Origin of the sequence: Pseudoalteromonas sp. MMG022, from assembly GCF_021654245.1 — a bacterium.
Lineage (GTDB): Bacteria > Pseudomonadota > Gammaproteobacteria > Enterobacterales > Alteromonadaceae > Pseudoalteromonas > Pseudoalteromonas amylolytica.
This window is the reverse complement of record NZ_JAKFZQ010000008.1, coordinates 1-22446: the sequence shown is the minus strand read 5'-3', so window position 1 is coordinate 22446 and position 22446 is coordinate 1. Positions and strand designations below refer to the sequence as shown.

Genomic DNA, 22446 nt, shown 5'->3' with positions numbered 1-22446 from the left:
AGTGTATGGCAACGCGTCGAATTAGCGATGAGCAACTGATAGAGCTGATAGAAGCAGCGATTTTTGTTGCAGACAAGCCGTTGTCAAAAAAGCGTCTAAAAGAAACTGTATTGCAAGATATTTCAGTATCTAATGTCAGAGTTGATAAAGCATTGGACAGTATTTCTGAACATTATCAAACACGTGGTATTCGCCTTGTTGAGGTTGCAACCGGTTTTAGATTTCAAGCATGTTCAAGCTTGAGCCCATGGTTAAGCAATTTATGGCAGGAAAAGGCCCCGAAATATTCCAGAGCAACGCTTGAAACTCTCGCCTTGATAGCATATCGACAACCCATTACTCGGGGCGAGATAGAGCAAGTGCGGGGCGTGACGGTAAGCTCAAATATTATCAAGAGTTTACAAGAGCGAGAATGGATAAAAGTGGTGGGATATAAAGAAGTGCCGGGCAAGCCTGCACTGTATGCCACAACAAAGCAATTTTTAGATTATTTTTCTTTATCTGGCCTTAACATGTTGCCCAAATTACCAGAGCAACACAGCGTTAAAATTGACCAGATGTTGAACGATCCTTCTGTGAGAGAACCATCTTAATGAGTGAAAAGTTACAAAAAGTATTGGCCCGTGCGGGTGTGGGTTCACGCCGTGAAATGGAAAAGTACATAGAGTCTAACCGTGTAAGTGTGGACGGTAAGGTCGCAAAGTTAGGCGACCGTGTTGAAGAAAATGCGGTGATCCGTGTTGATGGACATGTGGTAAAAATTGAGCAAAAAGAAGATAGAATATGCCGAGTGATCATGTATCACAAGCCTGAAGGGGAGTTGTGTACACGCAAAGACCCAGAGGGTCGTCGCACGGTATTCGATCGCTTACCACGCTTAGATGGAGATCGTTGGATCGCGATTGGCCGTTTAGATATTAACACCTCAGGACTTTTATTATTCACCAACGATGGTGAATTGGCCAATCGCCTAATGCACCCAAAATATGAAGTAGAACGTGAATACTCGGCACGTGTGTTTGGCGAAGTCACCAATGAAACACTACGTAACCTAACCAAAGGTGTTGAACTGGATGATGGTCCTGCTAAGTTCTTGAAAATAAAGCCTATGGGTGGTGAAGGGATTAACAAATGGTTTAATGTGACGTTGACCGAAGGTCGCAACCGTGAAGTTCGTCGTTTGTGGCAATCTCAAGATGTTGAAGTATCGCGTCTTATCCGTATTCGCTATGGTAAATTAGAGCTTAATAAACGTTTACCTCAGGGCGGCTGGGAAGAGCTTAAACTTGAAGATGTTAACTATCTGCGCAAGTCGGTGAAGCTGCGCAACGAAACGGAAACTAAGCTTTCAGTCATGCCTGAAAAGCGCAAAGATAAACGCGCCAAGATTAACCAAATCCGTAAGGCTGTTAAAAAGCACAATCAGCGTGTGCAAAAACCAAAAAAACGTTAATTCGTTGGCGCATTTTGCCGTTGAAAATGAATGAATCTCACTATGCGTAAGTTAACAGCACTCGTTTAAGGTGATGAAATTCTGAAACACATTCACAATGGCAAGACCGATTAGGAAGACCGCATTGTTCAAACAAACATGTCGTCTTCCTAACTAAAGTCATAGGCGCTTAAGCGAATGGCATTAACCATACTAAGTGGGATTTTTATTTTGGTGTTAATGGGCGCCAAGCTTCAACATGTGGATTAAAGAAGCCGCACTGTTTGTATGATTGCTCAATAAAGCCCGAAGCTCGTAACTGCTTGATACCAACTTGTAGCGCGTTGAAGGTGGCCTCACCGAGCGGATGAAGGCGTGATACAACAAAATGTCGGCTGTCTTGCAGTGGAACCTTGATACCTTCAATTGCAACAATTCTGTAGTCTACGCCCTTGTACTCAAAAGGAATGGTGTTATTGAATGACACCAACATGGTATCAATCCAACTTCGGCTGACCATCTTTGCCATCACTATCCAATCGGATTCTTCATGTAATTGTTTTGGGTTTAATGCGGACAATGTAACCCAGTCGGTATGCCAAGCTTGGCTTGAAATAACAGAAACCTGTGATAAGTCTTCGCCAATCTTGTGTTTGATGTCAGAAACGGATTTGGCGGAGGTATACAGGCCTGCAAAATACTCACCTTTACGAATAATTGCATCAGAAATGTATAACCGCTCAATGTGTTGTTGGGCTTCTTGATACCACAGCGTGTCGAAACTAACCAACAATAGTCCATCAACTAACAGTTTAATGTTTCGGGCATCATAATTTCCCAGCTCAAACTTAAACTTAAGTTCCATGCCGCCGAGTTTGAGCGCTTTTTGTAATAATACAAACTCAACAACGTCTCTTTGACACAGTGGATGGTGAAAGTCATTCACAGTATCTATGGACTGATCCGCCAAAATAATTTGTGCGTAATTAAAAATATCTGCTTCGATAGTGATTGGGATGGTGACTGCCCGCACTGTGTTGATTTGTAATATAAAAAACAAGGTGCATAAACCTCGCATGCCACCTCCAAAATCGTCAGTACTTGCCTTAAGTGTAGCTCAACAGGGGATGTTGAGAGTTTTTAATGTGACATTTGGATTTTTGTCTAATATGGTAAAGAGAGCACGATGGTCATGAAGTGATTATGTACCTCGGTTATTGACTTCAAGGAGCAAGGACTTATGAAATTCGAACAATTACTCAATCACTTTGACAGTGGCATTTGCGTTGAACAATTGCAAAAGGAATCATTACTGGATCTAGCGCTTCTGTTCGTGGCCGTTGATGGTCGCGTTTGTGAATCTGAACTACATGTTGTGAGAAAATGGGCAGCAACGTTAAATTGGAACTCAGCGGTCAGCCTTGATAATTACATCTCTGACATGGTTGGAAAGTGTGTTCATGCGGTTAAAAGCGATGACACAGAAGCATTTATTCAACACAGAATGAAATTTATCATTGACCAACCGATGCGTGAGTTGGCCCTTAAGATAGTACACAAAGTGTGTGCTGCGGACGGTAAAATTGACCACCGCGAACAAACCGCGATGGATTTCTTAGAAGCGCAGGTATAAATTCAAGTTTTTGGCGGCGGTGGCCTAATCGCGATAAAAAATAGCGAGCCAGACGGTCGCCTCAGAAGTTGCTGTATGGCTTACGCGATGCTGAGTATATGCAGGTATATTTAGAAAATCGCCGCACTCTAGGCTATGTTTTTCACCGTTTTTAAACTCAACTGTACCACAGCCGGATAGCACCAAAACCCACTCATGTTCATCTTGATCATACCAAAATGAGTCCGGTGACGTTTGGCCGTAAGACACAATTCTCTCAATCCGAACGTCTTTAGCTGATAACAGATCTTCAAAGTGTTCTTTGCTTGTGTCCAACGGTAAATTTGCGAGCAAGTTTTCCAACATGATGTTGTCCTTAGGTTTTCTTTCTAAGTGATACCTTAGCGTTATGTGTTCAGCTTTTAAAGGTGAAGCTGAATCGACGATAAAAATATTTGGACGTCTATACATCTAGAGGTTGATATTTTTCGAATTCCATTCATAATGTCAGCTAAATCTATACTTGGGAGTAAGGTATGCCAATTACAGTAAAAGACGAATTACCCGCAATTGTTCGTTTGCGTCAAGAGAATGTATTCGTGATGCCAAAAAGTCGTGCACAGACCCAAGAAATCCGTCCAATGCGATTGGCGATATTAAATTTAATGCCAAACAAGGTTGAAACTGAGGTGCAATTCATCCGTTTACTGGCTAATACTCCATTACAGGTCCATGTAGACTTACTGCGTCTAGATACGCACCGCACGTCTGACAACTCTGAACAGCATTTAGATATGTTTTATCGCTATTTTTCAGATGTAAAAGATCAAAATTACGATGCGCTAATCATCACAGGCGCGCCATTGGCTCACTTAGAATATGAAGATGTGATCTACTGGCAAGAATTACAGCAGTTTTTTGATTGGGCAGAGCACCACGTTACTTCAACCTTGTTTTCTTGCTGGGCGGCGCATGCTGGGTTATTTCATCATCATGGTTTGAAACGTCAGATCAGAGCTGAAAAGCTAAGTGGTGTATTTAAGCATCAATGCTATTTTGAACATGGTGCACTGACTCGTGGCTTCGATGACGAATTTTTGGTACCTCATTCTCGTTTTGGCCACCTTAGCCCAGAACAAATAGCCCAAAAAAGAGATCTTGTGGTACTGGCTGGCTCACCAACTGTCGGCGCTTATCTCATTAAGAATGTATCTGGAAGTCAGGTGTATATTACCGGTCATCCAGAATATGATGCGGATACTTTACTCAAAGAATACCAGCGAGACTTGGAAAAGTCAGCCGATGCCCCAAAACCAGAGAACTATTTTCCAAACGATGATGCATCGCAAAAGCCATCGAAAACATGGCAAAGTCATGCCTTTTTGTTATTCTCCAATTGGTTGAATTACTACGTTTACCAAACAACACCTTATGACATTAACCTCGTTAGCCAAGATGTAAGGACTAACAATTATGCCGAATAAACGCGCCGCCTTAACTGAGGCATTAAAACAACGTATTTTGATTTTGGATGGTGCAATGGGCACCATGATCCAACAATACAAACTGGAAGAACACGACTATCGAGGTGAGCGATTTAAAGATTGGCATGTGCTTGTCAAAGGCAATAACGATTTACTTAGCATTACTAAACCTGAGGTGATTGAACAAATACACCGTCAGTTTTTAGAAGCGGGTGCAGATATTATTGAAACCAACACTTTTAACGCGACCACAATTTCGATGGAAGACTATGACATGGCAAGCGTTAGTCGAGAAATTAATCTAGTGTCAGCCCAGTTGGCGCGCAAGTTGTGTGATGAGTTTACCACACGCAACTCAGATAAACCGCGTTATGTGGCGGGGGTGCTGGGGCCTACTTCTAAAACCTGCTCAATCTCACCAGATGTTAACGACCCAGGTTATCGCAACATTACTTTTGATCAGTTAGTTGACGCTTATATTGAGTCAACACTTGCGTTAATAGAAGGCGGTGTAGATTTAATTCTGATTGAAACCATCTTTGATACACTCAATGCAAAAGCCGCGTCATTTGCGGTTGAAGAAGCGTTTGAACGCGCAGGTGTAACGCTACCGGTCATGATCTCAGGTACCATTACTGATGCATCAGGGCGTACCTTGTCAGGACAAACAACCGAGGCATTTTATAACTCGATTCGTCATATTAAGCCTTTATCAATTGGTCTAAACTGTGCGTTAGGACCTGATTTGTTGCGTCAGTACGTTGTTGAGCTATCAAGGGTTTGCGAAACGTTTACTTCTGTTCACCCTAACGCTGGATTGCCGAATGAATTTGGTGAATATGACCTAGAAGCGCCTGAAATGGCGAAAGAAATCATTGACTGGGGTAAGGAAGGGTTAATCAATATTGTTGGTGGTTGCTGCGGCACAACGCCTGAGCACATCAAAGCGTTCGCTGATGGTCTTGCACAGGTTGCACCAAGGCGTTTGCCTGAGCTTGAAGTGCGCATGCGCTTAGCTGGTTTAGAAGCATGTAATTTGAATTAGGAAGTACTTATGACGCAACAATCTACAGCCATTTTTACAAACGTTGGTGAACGTACCAATGTCACTGGCTCTGCGCGTTTTAAGCGCCTGATATTAGAGGAAGAATACGAAACAGCTTTGGAAGTCGCCCGTGAACAAGTAGAAAACGGGGCGCAAGTGATTGATATCAACATGGATGAAGCTATGTTGGACTCAAAAGCGGCCATGGTGAAGTTTCTAAATCTGATTGCATCTGAGCCTGATATTTCACGTGTCCCTATTATGGTTGACTCCTCGAAATGGGAGGTGATAGAAGCGGGTCTAAAATGCATTCAAGGTAAGGCCATCGTCAACTCAATCTCCTTAAAAGAAGGTGAAGAGCCTTTTATTCGTCAAGCCAAAATTATCAAACGTTTTGGTGCAGCCGCTGTAGTAATGGCGTTTGACGAAGTAGGTCAAGCCGAAACTGCACAGCGTAAATTTGAAATATGTGAGCGCTCTTACCGTATATTGGTCGATCAAATTGGTTTTCCACCAGAGGACATTATATTTGATCCCAATATCTTTGCTGTGGCAACGGGGATAGAAGAGCACGATAACTATGCTGTTGAATTTATCGAAGGCACAAGGCGGATCAAAGCCGGACTACCTCACTGTAAGGTTTCCGGTGGGGTGTCAAATGTCTCCTTTTCATTCCGTGGTAACAACCCTGTACGTGAAGCCATTCATTCGGTATTTCTGTATCACGCGATTCAAGCTGGCATGGATATGGGTATCGTTAATGCAGGTCAGCTTGCGGTATATGACGATATTCCTAAAGAGCTTCGAGACGCAGTTGAGGACGTGATCCTTAACAAAGACCCTCAGGCGGGCGAACGTTTAGTTGATCTTGCGCCAAAGTATTCAGGAATGGCGCAGGCTGCAAAAGTGGAAGACTTGGAGTGGCGTTCTTGGCCCGTTGCTAAGCGTTTGGAGCACGCCTTGGTTAAGGGCATTACCGAGTTTATTGACGAAGATACTGAAGAGTGTCGCTCAGGCATGGCAAAGCCCATAGAGGTTATTGAAGGGCCGTTGATGGATGGTATGAACGTCGTTGGTGACCTGTTTGGTGCAGGTAAAATGTTTTTACCTCAGGTTGTTAAATCAGCGCGTGTGATGAAGCGCGCTGTAGCCTACCTTGACCCTTTCATTGAAGCAGAAAAGCAAGAAGGTGAAACGAACGGCAAAATCATCATGGCAACGGTCAAAGGTGATGTGCATGATATTGGCAAGAACATTGTCGGGGTGGTGTTGCAGTGTAACAACTATGAAGTGGTTGACCTTGGGGTAATGGTGCCTGCGGAAAAGATTTTGCAAACCGCCATTGATGAAAACGCGGATGTGATTGGTTTATCTGGTTTGATCACGCCGTCACTGGATGAAATGGTACACGTTGCCAAAGAAATGAAGCGACGTGGCTTTGAGTTGCCATTGTTGATTGGTGGAGCAACCACCTCCAAAGCGCACACCGCGGTGAAAATCGAACCTCAATACGACAAAGGGGTTGTGTACGTAAACAATGCCAGCCGCGCAGTGGGCGTGGTCTCGAACTTATTGAGCAAGACGCAAAAAGCAGACTTTTTGACAAAAACAGCCCAAGAATATGTCAAAGTCAGGGAGCAACAAGCGCGCAAGAAGCCACGTTCAAAACCTGTTACTTTGCAACGTGCGCGAGACAATGCCATTAAGCTTGATTGGGACAACTACACTCCGCCAGTACCTAAAAAATTAGGCGTGACTGAGTTCACTGATGTGAGTATCAAAACACTTCGCCAATATATCGACTGGACGCCGTTTTTCATGACTTGGTCACTGGCGGGTAAATACCCCAGAATCCTGCATGACGAAATTGTGGGAGAGCAGGCACAAAGCCTATTTGAAGATGCTAATGCGATGCTGGATGAGTTTGAACAAACTGGGGCGCTAAAGCCTTTGGGTGTCATAGGCTTATTCCCTGCTAACAGAGTGGGGGATGATATTGAGATCTACACCGATGAAACGCGTACTCAAGTGCACGCTTTATCTTGCCATCTACGCCAACAGACGGAAAAAACAGATTTTCCGAATTATTGTTTGGCAGATTATATCGCCCCTAAAGGGGTTGCTGACTACTTTGGTGCATTTGCGGTAACCGGTGGCTTGGAAGAAGATGATTTAGCTGCGGCGTTTGATGCTAAACACGACGATTACAACAAGATCATGGTTAAGGCGGTTGCTGATAGATTGGCAGAGGCGTTTGCGGAATATCTTCACGAACAAGTGCGCAAGCACTACTGGGGCTATGCTCCCGATGAAAGTCTAAGTAATGAAGAACTTATCCGTGAAAACTATCAAGGCATTCGTCCAGCGCCTGGCTACCCAGCCTGTCCTGAGCACACCGAGAAAAAGAAAATCTGGCAACTACTGGATACGCAACAGCGCATCGGTATGAAGCTAACCAGCTCCTACGCCATGTGGCCCGGGGCGGCGGTTTCAGGTTGGTACTTCTCTCACCCTGAGTCAAAGTACTATGCGGTGGCAAGTATTCAAAGAGATCAAGTTGAAGACTATGCAAGGCGCACGGGAATGACCTTGGCAGAAGCTGAACGCTGGTTGTCACCAAACCTTGGCTACGAGGCGTAGCCGTTCTAAAAGTTGCCATTAAACCTTAAAAAAGCGCTTGATTTAATCAAGCGCTTTTTTAATTTACTAACACACGAGGTTAGTTAGCACAGCTAGCCCATGCGAGTCACAATGGCGGGAGAGACCAAACTGGCTTGATAGACAGGTTGTAAAGTGGCGAGCTGTCCTATCCCTAACATAGCCAACGCGCCGACTATCAAGTAGTCACCAGGAATGGGTGGTAATTCAAATAACACCATTAAATAAGTGTTACAAATAAGCGATAACAGTACACCTATACCTATTCCCACACTCGTTACGATAAGGCTCTCAAGCATAAAGTAGCGCAATATTTGTGTGCGACTGGCACCAAGCGCACGACGCGTGCCAATTTGTTTCTTACGGGTGATGATGGTGTAGCGCACTTGGCCAAAAATCCCGAACGCGGTGACTGTGCTCAAAATAGCGACCAACACAATAAGCGTGACTACCACAGCAAAATCACTTTGATGGCTTTTGCTACGAGTTTGCTCAAACGTTGCCATATTATCCAGCCATCGACCGGGGGTTTGCAGTAATAGCTCTGAAACTTGCTGCATTGCTTGTTCGCGCATACCTGGGCGTGCCCTGACCATGTAAATCGGTTCTGAGTCAATATAGTTCCCACTGCTTAATACTGTGTGCCAGTTGTTTTTCCACCAGTTCCACGCGCTGGGTAGTTTTTCAACGATGCCTACAACGGTGCAGGCATCCATTCCAGAATATATCGTACTCCCTAAAGCTTCTCGCCAGTCATCAGGGTAAAGCTTTTCCGCCAACGCTTTGGAAATAATGAGTTTTGGCATTCTCTGAGTATTGGTACTGGTGTGTTCATAGTAAAAAATATCACTGGGCTTGAACCATTCACCTGCAATAAGTTTTAGCCCAAAAGCTTCTAACGCATTGTAATCACCTTCGTAATATCCGGCTCTTAGCAGCGCATCTTCTGGAGAAGGGGGGAGGCCTATCTGCGTTGTTGACCCCCAAGAAGTATAAGGAATGTCTGAAACGCTGGAAGCAACTTGTACGGCAGATAATTGATTAATACGCTCGATATCTTGTTTGATTAAGTTGGCAATTTCGCTTCTATCGCCTTGAATATTCGTGGTAAATGAAAAGGTATGCTTTTCCTCTAAGCCTGTACTGGTGTTTATGTTGTCCCACTTTTGTAATAGCATAAAAATTGTGTTCACTAGAATCATCAAGGTGATTGAGATCTGTAAAACCAGAAGTAATGTCGGGGCCTTACGCTGATAAAGAGACTTTAGAATAGGCATAATGTCATTCATGATTATTGCTCCTACAAGCTCTTTAGTTGGCTGGAAGGTTGTACTTGCATTGCTCTGTAAATGGGCCAAAGGCCAAAAAGGCAACTAGATAATACCGCCAGTACGACAGTGACAATGACCAGTGTACTATTCATTTGCATGACACTTGCGTTGATAAAGTGAAACACGTTTTGCGCAGCTTTTAACCCCAATTGCGCCAGCAATAACCCTAACATACCGCCGAGTAAGCCTATAAGTGCTGTTTCACAGCCAAATTGAATGGCGATATCTTGCTTGCTGGCTCCGACTGCTCTGCGTAAACCAATCTCTCCCTTCTTGTTGTGGAACTTGTTTATCATCAAGCTCATACAATTGAGTAAACAAACAATCAAAAAGGCCGAGGCAAGCCAAACTGCGACCTTACTGTTATCTGGAACGACTTCCTCACGGACTAGGTACTCTTCAACATTGCGTGTGTAGCTTGGTAAATCTCTTGGAAATCGACCAAGTTGCTTTTGTTGTGCATCGTAGTCATGTAGAAAGCTTGTATATGCTTGCCTGTCATTGGCATTATTCAGCTCTACCCATAAAAACATCCAAACACATTCTGACTCTAAAATTGTTTTAAAGCTTGGATTCTCTGGTGCAATACCGCAATACATTGAAAAGCTACTGCTTAGATACAACTCATGGTTAATCTTGGTTTTTATTGGTATGTATATATCCAATGGTTTTTTAAATGCGGAGGACGAATAAAAAAAGTATTTAGGCGTTGGGTTCCAGCTGTCTAAAACACCTGAGATAGTGAGCGAGTGTTGATCCATCAATAGTTGCTTGCCAACAGAATTTTCACCATTAAAGAGCTTATCATTGAGCGCTTTGCTGATCACGACTGTAAACTCGCCATTTTCGTCTGCACTGTCTAACCAAGGCGTTCCAAATAAAAATGGCACATTGAACATATCAAAGAAGTCGTTGGTCGTTGCATACATATACTGCATTTTTCCTTCCGACTTTGCTTGTGATGGCGTACGAATGAGTGCCTTGTGATCCGCAATAAGAGTTTGCGACTTAACCAAATCGCTGTGTTTGTTTGCTGCGGTTATGTTCACTGCATCGCGATAAGTGATCCTATGGGGCGCTTCTTCTTTGCCTTGGTATTCACTGTAGGGTTGTTCTGAAAACCAACTGCTTAAATAAACAAGATGAAGTGTATCGGCTTTTTCTGGAATTGGATGTTTTGACATCATGTAGCTCACCGTGAAGGTGATCATTGTTATGGCAATGCCTATCGCAATAATAAGTACCATGAGAGAACTGAGCATAGGGGTTTTACGAATGCTGATCCATGCTAGTTTGAAATAATAATTAACCATGGTGCTCCTTAACGCTCAGAAAAATAAAACATGAGCATTTGCACGTTACATCGTATAAGTTTGCCGACGGCTTGATCCTCATCACTTTTCCTTAAAAGTAGTCAAAGTTCCTTTTTCTGGATATAGGTGTCTATCCGATATCTTATTTTTACAAAAAAATAACCAAAAGTTAATCTAAATGTGTGATTTATTTATTTATACGGAAATTTTTATGAAAAAATAATCTTTTTCTTTAAAGATAGCAAGTTAGGCTATCGATTGTTGTCTCGTCTGAAAGAGTCATGGTTATACCTGTTTAGTCGTACATGTTAATATTAATAAAAAGATTATAACGAGTGCTGTTGTGTTACCCATCGAAGCTATTTATGAGAAGTTAGTTGCTCAGTTGCAGCAACATAGTACCGTGCTACTTCAGGCCCCACCTGGGGCCGGAAAATCCACATGGTTACCGCTTAATTTAATGAAAAATAACTGTTTTAAGCATATTGTGATGCTTGAACCAAGACGGCTTGCGGCACGTAACATCGCGCAGTTTCTGGCGCAGCAACAAAATGAAGCACTAGGGCACAGTATTGGCCTGCGAATTCGTAATGAAGTCGCGGTATCGGCGCATACGCGATTAGAAATCGTTACAGAAGGTGTTTTAACAAAAATGTTACAATCGGATCCGGAACTGACTGGTATCGATTTGCTGATTTTTGATGAGTTTCACGAGCGTTCTTTGGCTGCGGATACGGCATTGGCGTTTGCGTTGGAAACGCAAGGCGCATTTAGAGACGATCTAAAAATTCTCGTGATGTCGGCAACGCTGGACAGCACGCGCTATCAAGCCTTTTTAGACTGCCCCGTAGTCGCATCAGATGGGCGCAGTTATCCCGTGAGTGAAATCTATCAGCCCTTGCGTGATGAAGCCAAATGGCTTGAAGCTATGCCTTCTTTGGTACTAAACGCACTACAACAGCAAACGGGAAGTGTACTGGTGTTCTTACCAGGCAAAAGAGAGATTAACTTTTTATATCAAAGTCTTACTGATAAAGTGGCTGCAGACACGCAAGTTGTCACCTTGTTTGGTGAGCAGGACAAAGCCACACAACAAGCGGCAATAGCGCCAGCAAAAGATGGGTTACGTAAAGTGGTACTCACCACCAATGTCGCAGAAACTTCATTGACCATAGAAGGCATTCGTATTGTTGTAGACAGTGGTAAGCGCCGCGCTGCACAGTTCAATTTAAAAACGGGCGTAACGGAACTTGTAACGGTGTCGATCTCGCGTTCATCAGCGGTACAAAGGGCTGGTCGTGCGGGCAGGGTTGAAGCAGGGGTCGTATATCGACTTGGATCACATGAGCAGTTTGAGCGCAGAGACAAACATGACGTGCCCGAAATCTTAAGTTCAGACATTGCCAGCCTAGTTCTTGAAGCTAAAGTCTGGGGTTCAGAGGTTGAACAACTACCTTTGTTAGATGTGCCATCATCTGGGGCATTACAGCAAGCTCATAGCTTACTTAGCATGCTCGAAGCAACTGATGAAACAGGAAAAGTGACAGAACTTGGTCGTAAAATGCACCAGTTTGGCACCGAACCGCGCCTCGCTCACATGCTTTTGAAAGCCACAGCGCTGGAGGCAGACAGCCCCGGCATTAGCCATTTAGCCTGTTACCTTGTTGCTTTGTTGGAAAGCAGAGCAACTGGATCACCGGAACTCAGAGTGGCTCTTCAAAGTCAATTTGAGAAACCTCAAAAGTCGTTTACACAATCGTTAAGGCCATGGTTAAAGCGTTTAAAGATTAGTGAGCGCTCAATGCTTAGCTGTGAGTATTTGAGCTTGCTTGTTGCGCTGGCGTTCCCTGACAGATTAGCAAAACGCCGAGGACAGGGGTTTGTATTGGCCAACGGCGCAGGCGTGAACAGTCATGAAACTCATTGGTTAGATTGTGACTACTTAGCCATTGCATCGTTAGGCGGACATAAAGGACAGCGTATTTTTAGCGCGACAGAGCTTAACGTTGCACGCTTACAACAAACGCTGCCACATTTATTTGAAGAAAAAGACATTTGTGAGTTTGATGAAAAGGCCGAGCGCTTTATACACGAACAACGCGTACAACTTGGCGCTTTGGTGATTGAATCTAAACCAAGCACGAAAACGCTGGATGTGCAGGCGCGAACACAAGCTTGGTTAAATTTAGTCGCCAAGCATGGCTTGACGCTGTTTAATGACTATCAGCAAGTGCAACCGCTACTTAACCGTATGACACTGGCACAGCGCTTCTACCCTGAAGAGTTTGCAAACCTTGATGAAGCTGCGCTTTTAAATCGTATTGAAGATTGGTTAGCGCCTTACCTTGTTGATATCAAAAAGCTCATAGAGTTAAAGAAGCTTGATTTGACCAGTGCTATTAAGGGCCTGCTGGATTGGCACCAACAACAGCGATTAGATGAAATTTTACCACCACGCATTCAAGTGCCTAGTGGCTCAAATATAAAGATTGAATACCCGCTTCAGGGGCCAGCTAAGTTATCGGTTAGAATGCAGGAGGTATATGGCCTGTTAGCCTCGCCCGTTTTGTGTAATGGCAAGTTACCCTTATTGATGGAACTGTTGTCTCCTGCCCATAGGCCACTACAGCTTACCCAAGATTTGGCTCACTTTTGGCAAACCAGTTACAAAGATGTACAAAAAGAGATGAAAGGGCGCTATCCCAAGCATTTTTGGCCAGATGACCCCGCGACGGCACAAGCAACAAACAAAGTAAAAAGCCGCATGTAGTAGGTGCAGGGGAAGTCACCGTACTTGTATTTTGCACAATCATGAACTCATGGTATTTTTAAGCAATAGAATCGGCACGGTGGCACATGATACAAACGGTGTACCGTGACTTTGTAAGAGGTTCAAGGACTTGATACTCACCAATAAAACCGCAGAGCGAAGCAGCGTGCAGCGTGTTAGTGCGCAAGCAAAACAAATCAAGCAGCTAGCCCAAGGCCGCTACCTTGAAGATAACCGCGGGCTCGCCAATGGGTTATCAGCAATGCCATTGCAAGCAGTGGCTAGTTCTGATGCAATTCAACGCAAAACGGTCATCGAAAATATTGGTCAGACCTGTAAGTATGGCCAAGCGAATAATGCCAAGTCGGTGACGGTTGGTCATACCATGCACGCTTGGCTTGACCCAGCCGACCCTGTAAGAGGGCAAAGTGCCAGTGTGAATGCATCTCAAGATGATTTAATGGCATGGATAAAAGGTATTTACCCTTTGGCAAAGGGGGCCATGTCGGTAAAAGGGCATTTACTCAATGATAACTTGGGCGGCACGGCACTTGATAACAACCTCTATCCCATTTCAAAAGGTGCTAATGGCAAACATCTTTCAACCTCAGAAAATTATGTGAAAAATGAAGTTTGGAAGAACAAAAATGCCGTTAAATACTCTGTGGTTGTGGCGGGCTCAACCGACTACACCAGCGCAAATACCTCTAATGCCAAGGCGACGTTTCAAACCACAGTTCGCCCTTGGAAAGACGTAACAGACACCAGTAATGTAGGGGCGGTTGACTACACTGCAAACATTACCTCCGATCTGGGAAGCCCAAAAGATAGAACTGCATCCGATGGCCAAGGCACGGCTTTGGATAATATTTCAGCGTATGGTCTAAAACCAAATAAAGAACCTGCAAAATCTGTGGGAGACTTATCAAATGATGAAAAGCAACATCGCAAAGATCAGCCTATCGGTTTGCAAATAGACTCACAATCTGGATATAAGGCGCTTGATGCCACCGCCAGTGGTGACGGCGCAGATTCCCAAGTTTGGAAAAATGCTGAAGCGCAATTAAAAGACTCTCCACAAGAGTTTGTTGAAGAACACATGGATGATGTAGCAAGAGATATAGCGACAACCGCAATAGAAGCAAAGTCGGATGTGTCGGATGCGCTTGCCCAAGCGTTTGAAGCGGGCATGCTTATTGCGTTCTGGTCTGGATTGCCGACGGCTCTGTCACAAGAAATAGAAAAAAACGAATGGGCCCTCAAGAAGTTAGAAGAAGGGTTTAATGCATTCTTTATCGAAGAGCATGAAGACTTTCACAAAGACGCTGATTAGTGCGTATCGCATTGATCAATAGTGTTGTTTATATAGTGACTGGCGTGATGAGGTTCTTGTTTGCTTCGAATAACTGTCTATTTCAGGGCGCTTATGACTTCGAAATGTCTAGCGCTGTCATTTTTGATGTGCATGATAAAATTTCAATATAATAAATAACTTAAAAAACAACAGGCTAAAAATGATACAAAAATATTCAAGTGATTTGGCTTGAGATCTGTTGCTAATTTAAACACAGTGTTTAATTGATGAACGTTGTTGAATAATATCTCGTTTGTCATGACCAATACTTATTTTAATAATTTACAACAGGAAACAACATGAAACTCAAAAAAGTAAAATTAAAAGCGCTAAGCACAGACAAAAACTTAAGTGCAAAACAAACCAAAGAAATCGCTGGCGGTACTTTCGCTTACAGCAAAGATTATGGCGCTTGCCACACCGCGCCTGAGTTTTGCCCAACGGTATATATTTGCTAAAGCAAGCCGTTAGCAAAATGAATTAGGTGATGCCAAGGTGTACATTCACCTTGTAGATTGAAGCAGCTCCCTTGGCTTGTTGTTATTGGCTGTGGATATCGCATCACCACCAACGCTCGTTACAGCTATTTGTTTACGTTCCTAAGATAAACACCTACATGCTCTTGCGCTCAGGCGAAAAGCCCTTATATCTGTTTTAAATAAGTAACAAAGTCATCTTGCACCGTTAATCAACTCAGTGCTTATAGAGCTTCATCAACAAGGAAAGTATACGTGCCTATCAAAGTGCTATCTGCCATATGGCTTTTGGGTTGTCTGCTGTTTGGAAGTAAATTGCAAGCCAATCAACTACCTGATGTGACGCATACTAACGCTGTAATCGACAACATTGCTCGGGTAGTGAATGACACTTACATCGACCCAGAAAAAGCAAAACATGCGGCAGACTTACTACAGGCAAAATTGGCAGCCGGTGAGTTTAGTGCGAGTAATGAATACCACTGGTTTAAAACGCAAGTCCACAGCACGCTTTATAGCGCAACGGGTGACAGTGGCTTTGAACTGATTCGCTCTTCACTTTATGGAAGTGCCAACTCCCAACAGCATGGCCAAGCAAGTATTGAATCCAAGGTGCTCGACCACAATATTGGCTACGTTGAGATCTCGGGGAAATTTGCATTTTTAAAAAGTAGCGAAGTGATAGAGCGCTATTTTAGAGCATTGCGTGATGTAAACGCGCTAATCATAGATTTGCGTTCGGTAGACGAGGGCAATCTATCGCTCACTAAAAAGATGCTGGGGTTCTTTGTCAGTCCTAACGAAACCGTGGGGTTGCTTTATTCCAGAGGTTGGATTGAAAAAATTACTGCAACAGGTACTGATAACTTTAAGCAATTTGAAGCACGTGTACCACTTTACATACTAACGTCCTCATTTGTGACTGGCCCTTGGGAGTTGTTTAGCTACTCATTACAAGAAGCGGGGCGTGCTGTGATTGTGGGAGAAGAAACATTAGGACTTGCTAGCATAGAAGCACTGATAAATGTGGGGGATAACCTGACGTTAGCCATGACCAGCGCAGTTATAACAGGCCGAAATCCATCCATGACGTGGAATGAAGAAGGCGTTGTGCCCGATTATCCAACAGCAAGAGAAAGCGCTTTTGAAAAGGCCTATAGTCTTGCAACACAAACACAGCTCGAAAATAGGCGTTAATCGCACAAACAGTAATATCAATAAAGCGGGCTAGAAAAAATCAACACGTCGTTTTGCGGTATGAAGTTTGATAGCTTCAAATAGAGCGATTTAATCGTCACTATCGAGAAGATGCATTGGATTTATATCTTTTTTGGCCATTTCAGCAGGTTTATCACATCACAGATGAGTGGTGGATATTTATGCTATGAACGGCCTCACGATTTGTTAGTAGGTCAAACTTCATTGGGCTTTCTAGAAGGCTGCATAATGCTATTAACGAACAGGGGTAAAACTGGGGCAGTTACAGTTTCATTAGCTTTATGAATCTAAAATTCATGGCAGAAAGCAAAAAATCGGAAATTTATTTTACTACAGTATTACTATCGTTATTTGTAGATAAACAAAAGGGAAAACTAACTTATTGAATAGGGTAAGGAAAAGCTGGTCGGCATAGCAGGATTTGAACCTGCGACCCCTGACACCCCATAAAAGAGTTGATTAGTTTTAATTATTTCAAAGTAGCTTTGATTAGATGTGTTCGTCTAATTTAACTTGATTTAAAACAACAGGATAAATAAATAATTGGTTTTGATTAGAAATGAGTAGAAGCAATGAGTTGTTTTTGTTTTCTGCTACATATATGCTGCATGTAGTTCATTTAGTCAGATTGGTGCTACATATGTCTACGATAAAAATGCTGCTTAGTGACTCTACGCTCAATAATGTTCCTGCTCAAATAAAGCGAATAAATGATACTAAGTTAAGTGGGTTTCACGCTCGTATAGGTAAAGCTTCAGGAAATAGTAAGCCCCGTATAGCGCTTTATTTAAACTACCGACTTGGTGGTGCAAAAGGCAAACAGCGTAATTATCTGTTGGGCTATTTTGGTGAACGAGATTTAAAAGAAGTCCGTAAAGAGGTAGAAAGCTTAAAAGGGCGAATCGCTGCGGGTGAAGACGTATACGAAACCAAACAACTAAGTATTAAGCAACAATTTATTGAAGATCACTCGCCAACGGTGGAATTACTATTCTCAGAGTTCCTAGAGCGCTATATCAAGGTTAATCGCAAAGACCCTCTAGAAGTTGAGCGTATGTTTGAAAAAGACGTTTTACCAGCGATAGGGGGCGTTAAATTAAAAGATATTACCCGCCGAGACATTTTAAGCAAGGTATTAGACCCAATCACCGACAGGGGAGCAGGCACTCAAGCCAATAAAACTCTTTCAATTCTTAAACAGATGTTCGACTTTGCCGTTGAGCGTGACTTAATGCAGGGCAACCCCATTAGCACCGCCAAGAAAAAGAACGTGGGCGGTATTGAAAAGCCACGTACACGCGCCCTTGAATTTGAAGAGCTGATACAAGTATTCGAGCGCCTACCTAAGCTAGGCGTAAGCACGCAAGTGATCTATGCCTTAAAGTTTATCGCCTTAACTGGTTGCAGGCCGATAGAGGTGACGGGCGCGCAGTGGCAAGAATTCGACTTTGATAAAATGATATGGACCATCCCTGCCGAGCGAGTAAAACAAAATAAAGGCGGGGAGCGAATCCACAAAGTACCCATTACCCAAAATATGATCATTATGCTTGATGAACTACGTGCTTCATTCAGCTATTTAAGCTCAAAGTACGTGTTCCCAAGTACCACCTGTACCACAAGCGCAGTAGGTGAACAGCCTATCGATAGGCACTCACTTTCAAGGGCGGTAAACCGAAAGCAAAAAGAGCTAGGTGTACCAAAATTCGTGCCCCATGACCTTCGTAGAACAATGGCTACTCGCTTAGGTGATGATGATATTGGCGCTGATCCGATAGTGGTTGAAAAGATACTTAACCACCAATTGCAGGGAATGCAAAAGGTTTATAACTTGCAGGAGTATATGGAGAAACGTTCAAAGCTCCTTTATAAATGGTCGACTAAATTTAACAAACATTTTTTCTAAAAGAGCTGGAGCCTGAAAGTTTGGTTTAACCCTAACTAAGCTGTATAGTTCATACAATTAATCTATGATGAAGTATTGAGTATGAATACAAATATTGACTATTTTCAAATCGATGAAGAAATCGCTGATGAGCGTTCATTTTCAGGAGTAGAACGTGAAATTACAAGTGATGAGTATATTGATACAGAGCCGTTTGATCCTAGTTCGATATCAATATCATCTAAAACAATTGCTTTAGACACTGTATTGAGACGGATAAAAAACAACACAATCAGACTTTCTCCTGATTTTCAGCGAAATTACGTTTGGGACATCGAGAGGAAGAGCCAACTCATAGAGTCTATGATTTTGAGAATACCACTACCTATGTTTTATGTATCTGAAGATAGGGAGGGTATTTGGGAAGTTGTAGATGGGCTCCAACGCTTGTCAACAATTAGAGATTTTATTTTAGGGCCAGACGGTGATGGTAAAGGGTTTGATTTGGCCAAATTGGAATTTTGGGGAAGTAAGTTAAACACTAGGAACTTTTTTAAGTTAGAGCAAGATCCAAAAGCGGCTAGAATTGTAAATAATATCTTAGAAACCGAGCTTAATTTTACGATTATAAACCCCGAAACTCCAGAAAAAGTGAAGCGGAATATCTTTAAGCGACTTAACACTGGGGGAATTCGCTTATCTGAACAAGAAATAAGACATGCTTTATACCAAGGGCCCGCTACAGTGTTATTGAAAAAACTTGTGAAAACACAAGAGTATGAAGTGGCAACGCAAAATACTGTAAATGATTCCCGTATGGCAGGTCGAGAGTTGATTTTGAGGTTTATTGCATTCAATCTCATCGGTAGAGAGGAGTATACTGGCAACACAGATGATTACTTGTCATCTGCTATGCAATTATTAAATGGTGAAAAGCATTTAGAAAATGTGAACATTGATCCTGTGGACTTAGAAGAAAAGTTTAAGAAAGGCTTAATGAGAACGACTACAATCCTCGGAGAACATTCATTTCGTAAATCAAAATTGAGTGATAACAGGAAATCTCCTATAAATAAGTCGCTTTTTGAATTGTGGATTAATATGATGAGTAGTCTAAGCGATAGGGAATACTATGACTTGGTAGAAGATAGATCTTTATTTTTAGAGTCGTATTATAAGTTACTTGATTCAGAAGAGTTTGAGAATAGTATTAGCAGGCACGGCGCTAGTGTTGCAGGTGTAGGTTATAGGTGGAGAGCTTTACGAAAGCTAATCGATGGGACTTTGAATAAATAATGTTAAATAGTATTCATATAAAGTCATTTAAGTCTGTTGTAGATGAAAAGTTTTTAACTAAGAAGCTTACAGTCCTTACTGGCTTGAATAGTTCTGGAAAAAGCTCAATTATTCAAGCTCTAAGAATGGCTGTGAGAGCAGGGAAAGGGGCTTCACCTTATATTCGAGGCCTAGGAAGTTTTCCCGAATTAAAAAGTGTATTTACACCACCAGGTGAAAGTATTTTATTTCATCTAACATTTGATGATGGCGACTTTATGTTGGGATTCAAAAAGGATACGTATTTCACGAATGGTGAGTTCCTTCCAAATCTCGAATATATAGGAGCTAATCGGCTTGGACCTTCATCGCATCTGCCGATATTTAAAGAAAAAGGCACCTCTTATTTTACGGTTGGGGAGCAGGGAGAGTTTTGTGCTGACTTTTATAAGAATTTTGAACGAGTATCAGTTCATGAAAGGCTTAGGAAACAAGAAAAAGAGGGGGGGAGTAACTTATTGAGACATCAACTTCAACTTTGGATGGAAGAGATTTCGCCAAATGTGGAGTTTGATTTTACAAAAGAGCCGAAACACGATCTCTCACATATCGAAATTAATGGTTACAGGGCTGCGAATACCGGATTTGGTTTGTCATATAGTTTACCTATCGTACTAAGCTCATTGGTACTATCTGCTTCTGATGAGCTAGGAGAAATCACTAATAATACGGTAAGGACTTGGTTCGAGAAAAACAAAACACATACACCAATTTTTATAATCGAAAACCCTGAAGCACACATACACCCTAGCGGCCAGACTGCTCTTGGAAAGCTTCTTGCCAAAGCTGCGTCTTCTGGAATACAAGTTATTTTAGAAACACACTCAGATCATGTCATTGATGGTATTAGAATATCAGCAAAGAACAATGACATTGATAATACCGATATTATCATAAACTATTGCACGAAAGACGAAGATGGAAAAACAACTGTTGAAGCAATAGAGGTAAATAAAAAAGGAAAGTTATCTAGCTGGCCTGTGGGATTTTTTGATGAAAGTATAAAAAACCTTAGAGAGCTTACGTAATGGATTGTGAAGTTAATTTTGCTATAGAGAAAAGTAGCTTAACTAACGCTGTTGTTTGTCTTTTTGAGGACAAAACCAAGCTGGTTAGGTTACTTGATCTGATTGATGTAAGTAGCAAAAAATTCACGAAGGTATATTATTCTAAAAACTGGGGAGCTGAAACCGAAAATGGGATTAGCGTAAACGAAGTAATGTCGGACTCTAGGATATATGCAGATTCTGATTTACGAGATGAATATCTCCGCTTTTATGCTTTGCTAGATAAGTGTGATAGTGCTGATACTCGGAATGGGGACTTGTTAGGCCGAGAAGAAGTTAATAATATTAACTTTGGCTTGATTTGTAACGACTTATATCACAGTGATAATTTTATTTTAATCAAAGACCCAAGGAGTGCATTAAACTATATAAGAAATAGCTTTTGGAATAATAATTTTAGTGAAAATGACTTTTGGAAATTTGGCAGCGATTGCTTCCCTAGTTTATATTTCGATGAAAAGTGTAAGTTCAGAAGTTTAGGTGTTGAGCTAAGTCAGGATTTATACAAGTGGATTGTCGAAGTTTTAAGTTACTTGAATGATTTTGGGCAAGAAAAATATTTAGAATCACCAGAACAATTTATTAATCATGCCAGTTCAAATGGTGTCGACTTATCCCCTGAAAGCCCTAACACTAAAAGTAGTGCAAAGAAAATGAGGGAAAGGGATATTTCAATCAAAAGTCAGAGTGTTAGATGTGAATGGCATGCAAAGTATCTGCATGATAGGGGAAGAATACATTTTCACTTTGGCATTAATTTATTGCCTGAGATAACCCAAGAAACCAAAGGTAGGTTAATCGTTGGGATCTTTGCAAAACATTTAACGACCTAAAAGCTATCTTAAATATACAAGAGTAATCTCAGCCCTAAAGTGCCCCATCTCTTGCGAAACGGTCTCTAAGGCCGTTTCATATTTATACCCCAAGCTTTTCAGCTCAACCATCCGCTCTTGAGCATAACTATGCCTAAGACCATGTGCGCCAGTCGAAAACAACAGTGCGCGGTTTGACGCCTTAGAGAAAGAGTCCGACCATTTTTTACCGCCAGCGATATCATAGCGCTGAAGGTAGTTAATTTTTCTGTCTACTACCGTGATAGGTTGTGCTAAACGTTGTTGTTCTAGCTTATTGGCGAGTGTGGTTGGAATCAGCACATGGCGAACCAAGCCGCCTTTACCTTGTACGGTATATAGCTCGCCGCTTCGACCATGCCATTTTGAATCTAGGGCAGGGCGTTTATCTGCACTTCGCTCACTAGCTTTGGCAAGCGTCAGTAGCTCATGGGCGCGCAGGCCTGCGGCATAGGCGATTTGTGTAGCGAGTTGATGCTTTGCTGTTTGCCGATGTGAAATAGCTCTGGCTTGATCTGTAGTGTAAGCCCGAGAGCGCTTGATTTCTTCTAAACATGACTTTACTCGATAGAGTGTTTCTTTTGGCTGTAGTTTACCGTTTAGTAGTGTCCACTT

Annotated in this window: 19 protein-coding genes; 14 read left to right on the top strand and 5 right to left on the bottom strand. The window is 42.4% G+C overall.

The window, feature by feature from the left end; genetic code table 11:
• The first annotated feature begins 5 nt into the window (after positions 1-5).
• Both scpB and rluB read left to right on the top strand, forming a co-directional pair.
• Positions 6-593 (top strand): SMC-Scp complex subunit ScpB, encoded by a 588-nt coding sequence (scpB, locus tag L1070_RS09155; RefSeq protein WP_237125337.1) that lies wholly within the window; start codon positions 6-8, stop codon positions 591-593.
• Positions 593-1453, top strand: coding sequence for a 23S rRNA pseudouridine(2605) synthase RluB (rluB, locus tag L1070_RS09150; protein ID WP_070986886.1), 861 nt, complete (start codon positions 593-595; stop codon positions 1451-1453). The genes scpB and rluB overlap by 1 nt, the downstream gene beginning before the upstream one ends.
• A gap of 205 nt (positions 1454-1658) precedes the next feature.
• Here the strand turns inward: rluB and L1070_RS09145 are convergent, their stop codons facing one another.
• Entirely contained in the window at positions 1659-2510 is an 852-nt protein-coding gene (locus tag L1070_RS09145) for a hypothetical protein (RefSeq protein WP_237125336.1), read from the bottom strand.
• 162 nt (positions 2511-2672) lie between these two features.
• Here L1070_RS09145 and L1070_RS09140 point away from each other — a divergent pair, with 162 nt between their 5' ends.
• The gene (locus tag L1070_RS09140; RefSeq protein WP_237125335.1) at positions 2673-3065 is read left to right on the top strand and encodes a hypothetical protein; all 393 of its coding nucleotides are present in this window, start codon (positions 2673-2675) and stop codon (positions 3063-3065) included.
• A 24-nt stretch (positions 3066-3089) separates the two neighbouring features.
• Here the strand turns inward: L1070_RS09140 and L1070_RS09135 are convergent, their stop codons facing one another.
• Positions 3090-3410: a cupin domain-containing protein gene (locus L1070_RS09135; protein ID WP_237125334.1), complete on the bottom strand. Its 321-nt coding sequence runs from the start codon at positions 3408-3410 to the stop codon at positions 3090-3092.
• A gap of 170 nt (positions 3411-3580) precedes the next feature.
• On the opposite strand from L1070_RS09135, the gene metA reads away from it, so the two are divergent.
• The 3 genes from metA to metH are packed head-to-tail and all read left to right on the top strand — an operon-like array spanning position 3581 to position 8213.
• Positions 3581-4528, top strand: a complete 948-nt coding sequence (gene metA, locus L1070_RS09130) for a homoserine O-succinyltransferase (protein WP_237125333.1) — start codon at positions 3581-3583, stop codon at positions 4526-4528.
• Positions 4518-5573: a homocysteine S-methyltransferase family protein gene (locus tag L1070_RS09125; protein WP_237125332.1), complete on the top strand. Its 1056-nt coding sequence runs from the start codon at positions 4518-4520 to the stop codon at positions 5571-5573. Before metA ends, L1070_RS09125 begins: the two co-directional genes overlap by 11 nt.
• Before the next feature lie 9 nt (positions 5574-5582).
• Positions 5583-8213: a methionine synthase gene (gene metH / locus L1070_RS09120; protein WP_237125331.1), complete on the top strand. Its 2631-nt coding sequence runs from the start codon at positions 5583-5585 to the stop codon at positions 8211-8213.
• A gap of 92 nt (positions 8214-8305) precedes the next feature.
• Here the strand turns inward: metH and L1070_RS09115 are convergent, their stop codons facing one another.
• Together L1070_RS09115 and L1070_RS09110 are read right to left on the bottom strand one after the other, a co-directional pair.
• Entirely contained in the window at positions 8306-9520 is a 1215-nt protein-coding gene (locus L1070_RS09115; RefSeq protein ID WP_237125330.1) for an FtsX-like permease family protein, read from the bottom strand.
• Between the two features lie 11 nt (positions 9521-9531).
• Entirely contained in the window at positions 9532-10875 is a 1344-nt protein-coding gene (locus L1070_RS09110; RefSeq protein WP_237125329.1) for an ABC transporter permease, read from the bottom strand.
• Between the two features lie 343 nt (positions 10876-11218).
• Between L1070_RS09110 and hrpB the strand changes: the two genes are divergently transcribed.
• The 8 genes from hrpB to L1070_RS09070 all read left to right on the top strand — a co-directional run bounded on the left by hrpB (position 11219) and on the right by L1070_RS09070 (position 21813).
• Positions 11219-13645 carry an ATP-dependent helicase HrpB gene (gene hrpB / locus L1070_RS09105; protein ID WP_237125328.1) on the top strand — a complete coding sequence of 809 codons (2427 nt, stop codon included), beginning with the start codon at positions 11219-11221 and terminating at the stop codon, positions 13643-13645.
• A 130-nt stretch (positions 13646-13775) separates the two neighbouring features.
• Positions 13776-14978: a hypothetical protein gene (locus L1070_RS09100; RefSeq protein WP_237125327.1), complete on the top strand. Its 1203-nt coding sequence runs from the start codon at positions 13776-13778 to the stop codon at positions 14976-14978.
• Positions 14979-15298: 320 nt separating this feature from the next.
• Positions 15299-15457 carry a hypothetical protein gene (locus L1070_RS09095; protein ID WP_237125326.1) on the top strand — a complete coding sequence of 53 codons (159 nt, stop codon included), beginning with the start codon at positions 15299-15301 and terminating at the stop codon, positions 15455-15457.
• Between the two features lie 273 nt (positions 15458-15730).
• Positions 15731-16672: a S41 family peptidase gene (locus tag L1070_RS09090; protein WP_237125325.1), complete on the top strand. Its 942-nt coding sequence runs from the start codon at positions 15731-15733 to the stop codon at positions 16670-16672.
• A gap of 661 nt (positions 16673-17333) precedes the next feature.
• Complete coding sequence (locus L1070_RS09085; RefSeq protein WP_237125324.1) at positions 17334-18599, top strand: site-specific integrase; 1266 nt, start codon at positions 17334-17336, stop codon at positions 18597-18599.
• 81 nt (positions 18600-18680) lie between these two features.
• Positions 18681-19874 carry a DUF262 domain-containing protein gene (locus L1070_RS09080; RefSeq protein ID WP_237125323.1) on the top strand — a complete coding sequence of 398 codons (1194 nt, stop codon included), beginning with the start codon at positions 18681-18683 and terminating at the stop codon, positions 19872-19874.
• Positions 19874-20941: a DUF3696 domain-containing protein gene (locus tag L1070_RS09075; protein ID WP_237125322.1), complete on the top strand. Its 1068-nt coding sequence runs from the start codon at positions 19874-19876 to the stop codon at positions 20939-20941. Before L1070_RS09080 ends, L1070_RS09075 begins: the two co-directional genes overlap by 1 nt.
• On the top strand, positions 20941-21813 hold the full coding sequence (locus tag L1070_RS09070; protein ID WP_237125321.1) for a hypothetical protein: 873 nt from the start codon (positions 20941-20943) through the stop codon (positions 21811-21813). Before L1070_RS09075 ends, L1070_RS09070 begins: the two co-directional genes overlap by 1 nt.
• Positions 21814-21816: 3 nt before the next feature.
• Here L1070_RS09070 and L1070_RS09065 read toward each other — a convergent pair.
• Positions 21817-22446: site-specific integrase (locus tag L1070_RS09065; RefSeq protein WP_237125320.1), on the bottom strand; the 630-nt coding region annotated here is incomplete at its 5' end.

Coding starts and splice junctions, on each gene's coding strand:
- scpB (WP_237125337.1), top strand. CDS start 6: ATGGCAACGCGTCGAATTAGCGATGAGCAACTGATAGAGCTGATAGAA.
- rluB (WP_070986886.1), top strand. CDS start 593: ATGAGTGAAAAGTTACAAAAAGTATTGGCCCGTGCGGGTGTGGGTTCA.
- L1070_RS09145 (WP_237125336.1), bottom strand. CDS start 2,510: ATGCGAGGTTTATGCACCTTGTTTTTTATATTACAAATCAACACAGTG.
- L1070_RS09140 (WP_237125335.1), top strand. CDS start 2,673: ATGAAATTCGAACAATTACTCAATCACTTTGACAGTGGCATTTGCGTT.
- L1070_RS09135 (WP_237125334.1), bottom strand. CDS start 3,410: ATGTTGGAAAACTTGCTCGCAAATTTACCGTTGGACACAAGCAAAGAA.
- metA (WP_237125333.1), top strand. CDS start 3,581: ATGCCAATTACAGTAAAAGACGAATTACCCGCAATTGTTCGTTTGCGT.
- L1070_RS09125 (WP_237125332.1), top strand. CDS start 4,518: ATGCCGAATAAACGCGCCGCCTTAACTGAGGCATTAAAACAACGTATT.
- metH (WP_237125331.1), top strand. CDS start 5,583: ATGACGCAACAATCTACAGCCATTTTTACAAACGTTGGTGAACGTACC.
- L1070_RS09115 (WP_237125330.1), bottom strand. CDS start 9,520: ATGAATGACATTATGCCTATTCTAAAGTCTCTTTATCAGCGTAAGGCC.
- L1070_RS09110 (WP_237125329.1), bottom strand. CDS start 10,875: ATGGTTAATTATTATTTCAAACTAGCATGGATCAGCATTCGTAAAACC.
- L1070_RS09095 (WP_237125326.1), top strand. CDS start 15,299: ATGAAACTCAAAAAAGTAAAATTAAAAGCGCTAAGCACAGACAAAAAC.
- L1070_RS09085 (WP_237125324.1), top strand. CDS start 17,334: ATGTCTACGATAAAAATGCTGCTTAGTGACTCTACGCTCAATAATGTT.
- L1070_RS09080 (WP_237125323.1), top strand. CDS start 18,681: ATGAATACAAATATTGACTATTTTCAAATCGATGAAGAAATCGCTGAT.
- L1070_RS09075 (WP_237125322.1), top strand. CDS start 19,874: ATGTTAAATAGTATTCATATAAAGTCATTTAAGTCTGTTGTAGATGAA.
- L1070_RS09070 (WP_237125321.1), top strand. CDS start 20,941: ATGGATTGTGAAGTTAATTTTGCTATAGAGAAAAGTAGCTTAACTAAC.